This is a genomic window from Nostoc sp. (assembly GCF_036917455.1).
GTDB lineage: Bacteria > Cyanobacteriota > Cyanobacteriia > Cyanobacteriales > Nostocaceae > Nostoc.
On the sequence record NZ_JBALDK010000065.1, the window covers coordinates 1 to 11,292 of the forward strand.

An 11,292-nucleotide genomic window follows, 5' to 3' on the forward strand; every position below is an offset into this window, starting at 1 on the left:
CTGCTTTTGAATCTTACTTTAGGATGTATCAATTAAATCCTCTAAAATTTTGCTCAAGCTAATGATTTTTTCTCACTTGTGAGAAATCCGGGTTAACACTCTCACCCACCAAATCCCAGGAAACCCCTTTTTCGCTCAAGACATCGTTTTGCGGATCGATGACGACTACTGCGGTGTCATTCTTGTTGATGTTCATGGTTTTTCTCGTTGCTTGTTGATTTTCACCATTCTCTTTCTTAAAAACCACCCGGATCTTGGTTGTCAGGGCGATCGCGGTGGGCAATTATCTGGCAGTAGTCACCCCATTTCAGACTTTGACACCACTGCCTAAATGCTGTTTCTAAAACGCCAATGTGCGATCGCCCTTTGGCCGGGCGCTTTGCGCCATCGCGTGCTAATTCTGCAACTTATTGGCGATCGGCGGAACTAAGTGCTTGATGGATTAAAGGTGCAATGATAGCGATATTTTTCACCAACTCATCACAGAGAGAAAATCGCTCTTTTAAGTAATTAGGATCGTTGTAACTCACCCACACCTTGCCGTCAGTCGCTTCCCATGCCAGTACTTTCAGGGGTAAATCTAGGGCAATCGTTGGTTCTGCCACCATGAGGGAAGTTCCGGCTTTCGGGTTGCCAAACAGCAACAACTGTGTAGGACACAGGCTTAGTCCGACTTTTTCGGCTTCAGCCTGTTGATCGATACGGGCAAAAATGGTGATGCCTTTTACTTCAAGGACGGCTTCTAATCGATCAATAGTTACAGGCACTGAATATTGACTAAGCTGGCTAATGATGCCGTTGTTTGCATTCATAGCAGTAAACTTCTTGTAGGATAAAACTAGGTGATATAGTCGTTGGGCTTTTCAAAGATTGAGGTCTGACAATCCTGAATGCTCGTCAGGACGACGACCTAGTATCCAGTGGAATTTGCGTTCGGTTTGGTGAATTGGCAGGTCGTTGATGCTGGCAATACGCCATCGCATGAATCCGTGTTCGTCAAACTCCCAATTTTCATTGCCATAGGAACGGAACCAGTTGCCAGCATCATCATGCCATTCGTAAGCAAATCGGACAGCAATGCGGTTGTCTTGAAAAGCCCAAAGCTCTTTGATCAGACGGTAGTCCAATTCTTTAAGCCACTTACGTGTCAAGAATTGTGCGATCGCCTCACGGCCAGATAGAAATTCTGAACGGTTGCGCCAAACGCTATCCAATGTGTAAGCGAGTGATACTAGTTCAGGGTTACGTGTGTTCCAAGCATCCTCTGCAATTCGGACTTTTTGGATAGCGGATTCATGATCAAAAGGCGGCAGGGGTAGTCGAGAATTTTCAGGGTTGTTCATTCTGAATTCTGCTGTAAATGTGTGCCGACCTAACTACCTCAAACTCAAAAGCAGTTTAATACAGATCAATGACTACAACCCGCGATGTGCAGCGTTTCCCCAGATGCCCCCCTCACAACTGCGATTTTTCCCTCTAGTTTTTTCATGATGATTTCTTAGGATCGGGCAGCGTGAACTCCACAGTTTCGCTAGTGATTACTTTGTGCGTGGGGTCAGCTAGTTCGATCAGCACCTTGTGTACGCCAGGTTCTAGTCCGACCAGGATGATCGTTTCCCCACTGGAATCTACAAAGTGCCACGGCGCATCGTCAACGGTGATGTGGATATGACCGATGCGCGGCGATACTTCGAGGGCACCTTTGCCAAACACCGGCAACACGCGCAAATTCTCCGTCCGGTACTGGATAAAGACGCGACCCTGTGCTAGCGGTTCGGGAAGCGGTGGATCGACAATCAGCTTGGGTGGTGCTTCGTTTTCAATCGCAATCAACGGTGATGATCCGATAATGTCCCTAGCGCTCTGTGTGTGGCTGTTCATAGCAGGTAATTACCTGAGAGTAGTTTGTATTACGATCAAAATGGCACTAAGATAAGCCGAAAGTCTTGTTTCACCTCGTTCCCAGCCTGTAGGCTAGGAATGTATTTCGAGAGCCTCTGCCTCCATCGAGCCTTTGGAGGCGGAGGCTCTCAGAATTAGTTCCTAGCCTACAGGCTGGGAACCACAGCAAGGGCTGTGTCTTAACTTAGTACCATTCCGCTTTACCCTTTTCCGCTACGCTAACTCGGTAAGCAGCAAAGCGATGGAAGAGCGTCTTTTCCCTTCCCCAAAAACATCGATCGCATCCTATTGCAGATGTTTCTTCAATTCAGCAGCAGCTTGAACAAACAGAGAGCGGACTGCCGGAACCTCGGCTAAACCATTGAGCAGTCCAAAGTCATGAATCATGCCGTTGTAACGCACGGTGGTTACTTTTACCCCAGCTTCATCCAGCTTGCGCCCATACGCTTCGCCTCCATCTCGCAGAATATCGCTTTCTGCAACCTGAATGAGCGCTGGAGGCAAGCCTTGCAATTGCTCAACCGTAGCTTGTAAGGGCGAGGCATAGATATCTTGGCGTTTTTCTGGATTAGCTATGTACATGTCATACATCCACTTCATCAACGGTGTAGTCAGAAAACGCTTCTCACCAAATTGGTGATACGACTCTGTTTCAAAACTAGCGTCTACGATCGGCCACATCATGATTTGTAGCTTGATGTGTGGCCCTCCGTTTTCTTTCGCCTTCAAAGCAGTGACTGCTGTCATATTTCCGCCCACACTGTTGCCGACCACACCCAGATTTTTGCCATCCACCCCAATCTCCTCACCATGCTCGGCAACCCATTTAGTCGCAGCATAAATCTCATTGATCGCCTGTGGGTATTGAGCATCTGGCGTGCGCGTGTAGTTGACAAAGACCCCTGCAAACCCTGAAAGCACAACCAGATCGCGAACCATGCGCTTATGTGTTGGATAATCACCCAACACCCAACCACCACCATGAATAAAGATGAAAACAGGCAATGTGCCTTTGACCCCTTCCGGTCGCACGATGTTAAGCGTAATCGAATAACCGTCAGCAGTAATTGTCTTCTCAGACTCTTCAATGCCTGAAAGGTCTACTGGAACGGAAGCTTGTGCATCCACGAGAACTTGACGCGCTTCGAGTGGAGGTAATGTCTCTAGAGGCACACCTCCTGAGTTCAGCAGTTTCAAAAATGCCTTCACCCCACTGGAAAGACGTGGATCGTCTGCAACTTCCAAAATTTTTGCTGCTGGCGAATTTGTTTGAGCAACCATGACATTCTCCTTTGATAAATAGTAAACAATCTGTTGAAATGACACTGTTAAGTGAATTGATTTAACAGTGATGCTCGATCGGCAGCGATCGTGAAATGGCGATCGCTTTCTACTGACATCGTTTAAGAGCCGGAATTCTTTGTTACTGGTGAAAAAAATTGTCCACCTAGCGGGTCGCTGCCTCGATCGGTTGTTTCCACACCGCAGCAGCATAGAGCGAGTTCTCAAAATCGGGGGCAATATCGCCTGTGATACGTGCCTCATGATGCGCCCAGTCCTTAAAGAACAAGTCGTGACTGATGCGCGATACTATTGCAGGTACGTCGCGGCGGATGCTATGGATGTCACCAACTGGCAATCCGAAGCTGACTAAACCAGCAGGATTAAATACGTGAATGTCTTTCAGGTAAGCGTCGTCGCGCAGGTCTTCGGGTGGCTCGTAGCGATCGCGCCACAGGGCAATATGCTCTTGGAAGTCGGCTAGTTCGGGACGCTTTGTTGGGTCAACGAAGTAACCAGTGCCAGCGATCGTAAAATCAAACTCGAAAACATCATCGTTCACCTGGATGGCAATGCGTTCGCCCAGTTTCCGTGCCGATTTCCAAGGTGCAGATAGATGGATGTGAAAGTTAGGGAAAGCGATCGCTCGCTCAATCGAGTTCGGTGGTGGCGCGATGCCTGCTTGATGAAAGCGCCAAGCCTGGAACCAGCGGGCTGCATCGGGTAGTTGGGGATAGTTGTCGTAAGCACCAGGGTAATCCCGTACCCGAAGGACTGACAGAGATGCGATCGCCGATCGCCGTACAAATAGATGTACTGCCTTAGCCCCCGATTCCAGCGCCACTCCTGCTGCATCGAAAGCTGAAGCCGCCGCACCCAGCACCGCCACAGTCTTACCGCGCAGTGCTTCAAAATCGATGGCATCGGCGGTATGTGCGTACAACGTGCGGGGTAAGTCAGCCAGTATTGGAGGTATGTTCGGACCACCCGTGCCAGCCACGCCATTGGCGAAGATAATTTTGCGCGTAGTCTCTAAGAGCGGGACACCGTTTACCTCAAGGTGTAGGCGGAAGAAACCTGCGACTGGTTCAATCCGCACCAACTTCGTCCGGTAACGAACTTGGATACCCAGGAAATGCCGATACCAACTGAGGTACTCAGCCCAAGTCACTCGCCCAATGCGATCGATCGCCGCGTATGCTGCCGCACCGTGCCGCGCTTCGTACCAGGCTTGAAAGGACAATTCTGGGATGCCTAGTTCTGGACCAGGCAGATGTTTCGGTGTGCGGAGCGTTCTCATCCGCGCTCGCGTCAACCACACGCCTGCATGAGCCTCGTCATCGGCTGCATCGATCTCCGTCACGCGACCGATCCCAGCACGCCGTAGCGCAAATACAAAGGTACTACCGCTACCACTGCCACCTATTATAGTGACATTGTGATCGATGCCAGGGCGATCGGGTACCCAGTTTTCAGGATCGGGACCGAGCAGGCGTAGTGCCTCGCGGGCAGCAAAATCGGAATTGCTCGTTGTCATGTTGATCTCCTCATATCTCGTTGCGATGGATGGAAGAATCGGAATAGCATCTTTTGGACTTCAAATCTGTGCCATACCGCCATCGACAAACAACTCAATGCCGTTCACAAAGCTGCTATCATCTGAAGCCAGAAAGACAACGGCTTTGGCAATCTCATCGGGTGTGCCGACTCGTCCCAGTGGGATGGTGCTGGCTTGGCTGTCCACGAATTCTTGCAACTGCTGGTCATTCAATCCCAAATGATCGTAACCAGGAGTCGGAACCACACCAGGGCTAATGGCATTCACTCGGATCTTGCGTTCTCTGAGGTCGAGTATCCAATTCCGAGCAAACGATCTCACGGCGGCTTTGGTGGCGCTGTAAACACTGAAAGCTGGCGTACCTTTTATAGAAGTAATCGAAGCATTCAGGATAATAGAAGCGCCCTCTGGCAACAGTGGCAGTGCCTTTTGTACAGTGAACAGTAAACCTTTAACATTTACGTTAAATGTTGTGTCAAAGTGTTCCTCAGTGATTGCTCCAAGTGGGGCAATTTGTCCACCGCCAGCATTAGCGAAGATGATATCGAGGTGTCCTTGTTCTTGCTTGATGGTGGTAAACAGACGATCGAGGTCTGCCAGATTAGAAACATCACTCTGTACAGCCGTAACATTTTTACCAATGGCTTCTACAGCAGCATCCAGTTCGACTTGGCGACGACCCGTGATGTAGACGTATGCACCTTCAGCAACAAACTGTTTAGCTGTGGCAAGACCGATACCACTATTGCCACCCGTGACAAGGGCGATTTTTCCTTCTAGTTTTTTCATTATGTTAATCTGATGGGGATTCTGGATTTGTGTGAACCATTGAAGTGTTATCGGTTCTGTTGCATCACAATTTTGAGAATAGCAGATTTAACCCTTCAATCATTGTTGGAACCAGTTGGGGCAAGGACTGTATCTTAACAAGCGTGCCATTCCTTACGTCTCCTTTAATTGATCTGCTTGATGAGGCTGCTTGAGACTTGAAACGAGGTCAGTCACTTGACGTTGAGCCTCTGCGCTCAGTGAGTCAAAGTCGTCTAAGAAGAATTGACGTTCTAGCGTTAACTTCCGGGTATTGAGCAACCCTTCGATCTGCCAACCTTCGTCGCGTTTCGTTACGACGTATAGCGGTAGCGAATCTCGTGACGGTGAAGTTTCGGTTTGTCCGGGCAGTATTACCCTGATAACTACGAGCATGAGCGCGAGTTGCGAGTTAACGAAGCGGACAAAATTCACCTAACCCTCCAGACGTGTTCCTTTGACAACTGTGTCGAACGCTTGTTGATGAAATGCAGCAATTTCTTTTCGACCCTTGAGATGCGTACCCTCGAACGTGATGAAATCGGCAGTTTCGCTGAACGGGGCAGCGAAGCCTTCGCCGCTATCTCGATTCCAAGCATCAATCATCTGGCGATGGAAAGCACGGATTGCCGACTCGTCAGCAGTAGTGGTGGTTTGATCTGCTTGTAAATTCATAGTTTTGAGTTTTCCTAGAGCGATCGCTGAAGTACTGTTAGTTATTCATAGGACTTACGCAAAAGTACACGCTGTAGGGGCAATACCCTGCGGGAAGCCGCTCTGCGTCTACATGAATTGCCCCTACATGAAAATAAGGGTTTCGGCTATTGTTTGCGTAAGTCCTGATTCATTTACAACACCCGATCTGCTGAATTTAACTGCGTACCAATGGTGTATCCACCAAATGTTCTGCCAAAAACCAAACTTGCGTCTCATTGGTACGCAGGACTTGGCTCACTAACAAATCGTTAGTGCCACTATCTTGATTTGCTGCTGTTTTATTGATCGCTACTCTCAATTCCCCAATAATCAATTCATGGGCTTCCAGTAACCGCGACAACATCACGGGTATTTCCTCAACGCCGTTGGGCGGACGTTTAATCTTAGTGACTTCTGCCACATGACGCGGGTCAGCGATCGCCACACCTCCCAGTGTTTGTACCCATTCACCTAGTGCATCAATTAACTCAATTTGTTCGCTGGCGTGTTTGTCAAGCAATAGATGCAGTTGATAAAATGTATGTCCGCGCATCAACCAGTGATGTTTCTTGTAAAGGTGATAAATAATGATCGTATCTGCCAAAATTTGATTGACTAAAACACAGCTTTCGCTGCGGGCGCTGAGGTTGAGAACAATTGGCAAATCACGAAGGCTACCATACTGCTGAATTTCATATCCATGTTGATGCAGTATGGGTTGACTGCGATCGACTTCAGTGATATCTGTATTTTGAGTCGGCACGATCAAATCTCCTAGAGTCAATAATTAGGTCTGTTCTATTTGTATTAGGACTTACGCAATAACTCTCTGAAATTTCATTCCTTCGTGTCCTTTGTGGTTCGTTTTTTCATTATTTTGCGTAAGTCCTGTGTATGTACCGAGAAACTGCTTCTCTTAAAATTGGGATTACTTTACAGCAGTACTTGCTGCTTCAATCACTTTGGCAACTTCTTTTGGATGAGAGATAAAAGGAACATGACTGGAGTTAACTTCGGTTGTCTTAGCACCAATCCGTTTAGCCATAAATCGTTGAAGTTCAGGGTTGATGGCGCGATCGCTTTGAGTCACGAGAAACCAAGAAGGAATCTTTTTCCAAGCGATTTCATTCAATGATTGCTCAAACGCGGCGCTGGCGATCGGCTTTTGGGTTGCTGCCATCACTCGCGCTTCAGCCTTCGATACGTCCTGGGCAAAAAATTCGTGAAACTTCCCGCGATCAATATAGAGAAAGTTTGCAGCATCAGGTGCGATCGCTGTGCTAATCGGAGCTGCTGCGTACTTTTTATTCAAATCACTCGTCTTTTCACCAACATCTGGTGCAAAAGCATTAACATAAACTAGAGCTTTCACCTGTGAATTGCCAGCCGCCGCACCCGTGATCACATTTCCACCATAGGAATGTCCGACCAAAACAACGGAACCTTTCTGATTGTCAATCACCCGCTTCGTCGTTGCTACATCATCAGCAAGCGAGGTGAGCGGAATCTGCACAGCAGTCACTCTGTAGCCATCCTGCTCCAACAATGGAATAACGTGTTGCCATGATGTACCGTCAGCAAAAGCCCCATGAACGAGAACGATCGCAGGTTTAGAGTTGGACGCTTGAGATAATTCCTTGGAGGTGGCTGATGTTGGATGCATTGATATTCCAACGACAACACTTAATCCAAATAACCATAGCAACAATTTTTGAACTTTTTTCCGTGTAAAAACCATCATTGCGATCGCCTTTATATTCTTGCTAAATTGCTGAAATATCTGGTTCTTGTCGTCCGTATAGAAGTTATGAAATACTTGTTGGGATAAGCATCAAAAACCTTAATCATTTGCAGCAACAACGGCTGCCATTATCTGCTCAACAGTCCAGCGACCAAAATAGCGAATTCCATTAATAAACAAAGCGGGTGCAGCCTCCACTCCACTTCGCAATCCACCTTCGATGTCTGCATTGATCCGATTGACATACGCTCCCTTGGATAAATCCTGCAAAAATCGAGAAATATCAAGTCCTAAACGATTGGCATACTCGACTAGATAGCCATTTCCCAATTCCTGTTGATGGATAAACAGCATCTCATGCATTTGCCAAAACTGCCCTTGAACTGCTGCGGCAACTGCTGCTTCTGCTGCCCGTTGAGGATGTGGATGAATCTGTACTTGAGGAAAGTGACGGAAGATAAAACTTACATTGTTTTCTCCAAACGAAACCTTCAATTGCTGCCCGGCAACTTTAATCAATCGATAGACATTGGCACTTTGAAAACATTCATAATCTCCATACATGACGAGTACTACAGCAGCATTCAGTACACCTTGAATATGATCCTGGGTTGAAGGCAGAACGAATAAAGAACGATTATCACGGTTGTAAGTCATGTTTCGGTTTGTATTAAGCAATACTTTTGCCTTACAACCCAACTGCGCTTACATTGCTATGGATTTAATATAGACAATTGACCCTCTCTTGTCGTCCACTCTGAGTTGACATTTTTATACAATCTAGCGATGGATGAACCTGTTCATCTCGTAGTGCAAGGTTGTCTCCAACTAAAGTTTGAGTCTAAAGCCAATTCTATTGGGGAAAAAGTAAAGATTCCCTTCCCTTTCCCCCACTTACAAACTGACAATTCCACGCTTAACAGCAGTAATTACGGCTTGTGTGCGATCGCTCACTCCCAGTTTGCTTAAAATCCGATTAACATGGGATTTGACGGTACTTTCACCAATACTCAAAACAGTCGCAATTTCCTGATTACCCATTCCTTGTGCCATCAAACGCAGCACTTCCAACTCTCGTTCACTCAGTTCTGGATTGGTCATTCGCTGCAATAATTTTGCGCCCACTTCTGGCGGAATGTATTTCTGACCATTATGAATGGCGCGAATCGCATTCAATAGCTCACCAAGTTTAGAATCCTTAAGCAGATAGCCTTGAGCGCCCGCCTGTAAACCACGATAGATATCTTCATCGCCATCGTAGGTTGTAAGTAGCGCGATCCGAGCCTGCTTAAATTCAGCACGAATGCCCATAATGGCTTCAACACCTCCCATTTTGGGCATTCGTAAATCCATTAGTGTGACATCAGGTTGGTATTCTCGAAACGCGGCGATCGCCTGTTGCCCATCTTCAGCTTGAGCAATCACTGTCATTTCTGGATCGCGGTTAATGATGGTTGCTAGACCCTTTCTGACTATGGCATGGTCGTCAACAATTAGCAGTTTAATCTTAGTGGATTGGCTCATAGTAATTCTCACTCTCGATTGATGGTAACAATAATTTCTGTTCCTTGACCTGGTTGGCTTTGAATCAATAGTTGTGCGCCAATGCGCTCTGCTCGTTCGCTCATTCCTAATAAGCCAAACCCACCGCTCAAAGGAGTGCTACCTACTCCAAAGCCCCTGCCATTGTCTTTAACCCGTAAGATACACTGTGTCTCGTTGTACACTAACTCAACCCGAATTTCGCCAGCATCAGCGTATTTAATCGCATTGGTTAATGCTTCCTGCCCAATTCTAAGTAAGTTATTCTCCACTTCGGTTGGTAAGGAATAGGCTGTACCTTGAATTTCGCAAATCAGAGCCGTGTCGGTCGTCGAGCGCATTTGAGCCACAATACGATGCAAGGCACTCTCTAAATTACCTTCTTCTAGTAATCGCGGACGGAGTGCTGATACGGATCGCCGTGCGCCTGCTAGTCCAGCGCGTGCTAGTTCCTCAATCATTTCTAGATGTGCTTGGGTTGCTTCCGGGTCATCCACCAGCACTTGTGTTACTGCTCCAACTTGAAGCAGAATACCTGTGAAAGATTGAGCTAGTGTATCATGAATTTCTCGCGCCATCCGGTTGCGTTCTTCTAAGATAGAAGTGTGTTCAGCTCGTTTGCGATCGCTAATATCTGTCATGAGACTATAGAAACCTCTTACCTGAGCATTGTCATCGAAATCAGGAATAAAGGTCGCGCTGATGCACCGCTTATCATCCAAAAAAGGGATTTCTGCTTCTAGAGGGACAGTTTGCCCTGCAAACACCTGATTAATATACGGCTCAACCCGTTCATAAACCGCCTCACCCAGCAGTTGACGAACAGGGTTGCCCAAAATTTCATCGCGGCTACGGTTGAACCAAACCTCATAAGTACGGTTGATAAATTGAAAGCAGCGATTGGCATCGACGTAGCTAATCAGAACGGGTAGAGCGTCGGTAATCAGTCGTAATTCCTGCTCCTGTAAGCGAAGCTCGTCGTAGACACCGCGTAGCTCTGCTTCGTTTGCCTGCAATGCTGTCGTTCGTTCTGCAACTTGTTGCTCTAGGGTGCGATTGTATTCTGCTAAAAGCTTCTCTGCTTGTTTGCGTTCGGTGATATCTTGAAAGGCTGCGATCGCATACAGAATATTGCCAGACTCATCAAAAATTGGAGTTCCCCAACTTTCGATCGGAATGATGCGATTCCCCTGGTGAATTTCGATATCATCCACACTGCCCTGTTCGCCGTTTAGCGCTCGCCTAATCATCAGTTGTTCGGTTGGGTAGGGGCGATCGGTTCCTGCCACATAGAGTTGATAGACCTCGGCAATTTGCTCTGGGGTGACAGACGGCAGCACGCCCTTGCCCAAAAGTTGGATTGCCTTCTGATTCGCATAATAAGGGCCACCTGTTGCGTCCATAACCACAATTCCTACCGGAACCGACTCTAAAATTTTCTGGAGGCGGGTTTCACTTTGGGCAAGGGTCTGGTTTAAAGACTGCATTTTGGCAAATGCGATTTGAAGCTGCTGTGCCATCTGGTTGAACGATCGAGCCAGTTCGCCCAAATCGCCCGATCGCTCAATTTCTACCGTCTGATCCCATGCACCGTCTGCTAGCGCTTTTGCCGATTGACTGACGCTGACAATCGGTTTAGCGATCCATCGGGCAATCAAAATGCAGATCGCAATGGCGTTGTTGCGTGAATAGGGAAAAATGGTAAATTTTACTTATCCCCATTGGGCAGCTAATTTGATCATGGATACGAAAGCCAAAGCCAACT

12 protein-coding genes and 1 pseudogene are annotated in these 11,292 nt (G+C 47.4%); all 13 read right to left on the reverse strand.

Features of this window, described 5'->3' with window-relative positions:
* Positions 1 to 58: 58 nt before the first annotated feature.
* Positions 59 to 283 (reverse strand): hypothetical protein, encoded by a 225-nt coding sequence (locus tag V7K42_RS07500; RefSeq protein WP_334914939.1) that lies wholly within the window; start codon positions 281 to 283, stop codon positions 59 to 61.
* 124 nt (positions 284 to 407) lie between these two features.
* Positions 408 to 812: a DUF302 domain-containing protein gene (locus V7K42_RS07505; protein WP_334914941.1), complete on the reverse strand. Its 405-nt coding sequence runs from the start codon at positions 810 to 812 to the stop codon at positions 408 to 410.
* Positions 813 to 863: 51 nt separating this feature from the next.
* Positions 864 to 1,343, reverse strand: coding sequence for a nuclear transport factor 2 family protein (locus V7K42_RS07510; protein WP_334914943.1), 480 nt, complete (start codon positions 1,341 to 1,343; stop codon positions 864 to 866).
* Between the two features lie 142 nt (positions 1,344 to 1,485).
* Complete coding sequence (locus V7K42_RS07515) at positions 1,486 to 1,881, reverse strand: DUF6130 family protein (RefSeq protein ID WP_229561518.1); 396 nt, start codon at positions 1,879 to 1,881, stop codon at positions 1,486 to 1,488.
* A 306-nt stretch (positions 1,882 to 2,187) separates the two neighbouring features.
* Positions 2,188 to 3,396, reverse strand: coding sequence for an alpha/beta hydrolase (locus V7K42_RS07520; RefSeq protein ID WP_334914948.1), 1,209 nt, complete (start codon positions 3,394 to 3,396; stop codon positions 2,188 to 2,190).
* The gene (locus tag V7K42_RS07525) at positions 3,350 to 4,720 is read right to left on the reverse strand and encodes a SidA/IucD/PvdA family monooxygenase (RefSeq protein WP_334914950.1); all 1,371 of its coding nucleotides are present in this window, start codon (positions 4,718 to 4,720) and stop codon (positions 3,350 to 3,352) included. The genes V7K42_RS07520 and V7K42_RS07525 overlap by 47 nt, the downstream gene beginning before the upstream one ends.
* 60 nt (positions 4,721 to 4,780) lie before the next feature.
* Positions 4,781 to 5,530, reverse strand: a complete 750-nt coding sequence (locus V7K42_RS07530; RefSeq protein WP_334914952.1) for an SDR family oxidoreductase — start codon at positions 5,528 to 5,530, stop codon at positions 4,781 to 4,783.
* A gap of 453 nt (positions 5,531 to 5,983) precedes the next feature.
* Positions 5,984 to 6,223, reverse strand: a complete 240-nt coding sequence (locus tag V7K42_RS07535) for an SgcJ/EcaC family oxidoreductase (RefSeq protein WP_334914953.1) — start codon at positions 6,221 to 6,223, stop codon at positions 5,984 to 5,986.
* Between the two features lie 196 nt (positions 6,224 to 6,419).
* Entirely contained in the window at positions 6,420 to 7,007 is a 588-nt protein-coding gene (locus tag V7K42_RS07540) for a Dps family protein (RefSeq protein ID WP_334914955.1), read from the reverse strand.
* A 165-nt stretch (positions 7,008 to 7,172) separates the two neighbouring features.
* Positions 7,173 to 7,985 (reverse strand): alpha/beta fold hydrolase, encoded by an 813-nt coding sequence (locus tag V7K42_RS07545; RefSeq protein WP_334914957.1) that lies wholly within the window; start codon positions 7,983 to 7,985, stop codon positions 7,173 to 7,175.
* A gap of 99 nt (positions 7,986 to 8,084) precedes the next feature.
* Positions 8,085 to 8,642 carry a DsbA family protein gene (locus tag V7K42_RS07550; protein WP_334914959.1) on the reverse strand — a complete coding sequence of 186 codons (558 nt, stop codon included), beginning with the start codon at positions 8,640 to 8,642 and terminating at the stop codon, positions 8,085 to 8,087.
* 237 nt (positions 8,643 to 8,879) lie between these two features.
* A complete protein-coding gene (locus V7K42_RS07555) occupies positions 8,880 to 9,509 on the reverse strand; it encodes a response regulator transcription factor (protein WP_334914961.1) in 630 nt (209 codons plus the stop codon).
* An 8-nt stretch (positions 9,510 to 9,517) separates the two neighbouring features.
* A pseudogene (locus tag V7K42_RS07560) lies at positions 9,518 to 11,185 on the reverse strand (PAS domain-containing protein); the annotation flags it as partial.
* Positions 11,186 to 11,292 lie beyond the last annotated feature (107 nt).

What these genes read in the sequence shown, in the direction of transcription:
- V7K42_RS07505 (WP_334914941.1), bottom strand. Translation starts at nt 812, where the DNA reads ATGAATGCAAACAACGGCATCATTAGCCAGCTTAGTCAATATTCAGTG.
- V7K42_RS07510 (WP_334914943.1), bottom strand. Translation starts at nt 1,343, where the DNA reads ATGAACAACCCTGAAAATTCTCGACTACCCCTGCCGCCTTTTGATCAT.
- V7K42_RS07515 (WP_229561518.1), bottom strand. Translation starts at nt 1,881, where the DNA reads ATGAACAGCCACACACAGAGCGCTAGGGACATTATCGGATCATCACCG.
- V7K42_RS07520 (WP_334914948.1), bottom strand. Translation starts at nt 3,396, where the DNA reads ATGCTGCTGCGGTGTGGAAACAACCGATCGAGGCAGCGACCCGCTAGG.
- V7K42_RS07525 (WP_334914950.1), bottom strand. Translation starts at nt 4,720, where the DNA reads ATGACAACGAGCAATTCCGATTTTGCTGCCCGCGAGGCACTACGCCTG.
- V7K42_RS07530 (WP_334914952.1), bottom strand. Translation starts at nt 5,530, where the DNA reads ATGAAAAAACTAGAAGGAAAAATCGCCCTTGTCACGGGTGGCAATAGT.
- V7K42_RS07535 (WP_334914953.1), bottom strand. Translation starts at nt 6,223, where the DNA reads ATGAATTTACAAGCAGATCAAACCACCACTACTGCTGACGAGTCGGCA.
- V7K42_RS07545 (WP_334914957.1), bottom strand. Translation starts at nt 7,985, where the DNA reads ATGATGGTTTTTACACGGAAAAAAGTTCAAAAATTGTTGCTATGGTTA.
- V7K42_RS07550 (WP_334914959.1), bottom strand. Translation starts at nt 8,642, where the DNA reads ATGACTTACAACCGTGATAATCGTTCTTTATTCGTTCTGCCTTCAACC.
- V7K42_RS07555 (WP_334914961.1), bottom strand. Translation starts at nt 9,509, where the DNA reads ATGAGCCAATCCACTAAGATTAAACTGCTAATTGTTGACGACCATGCC.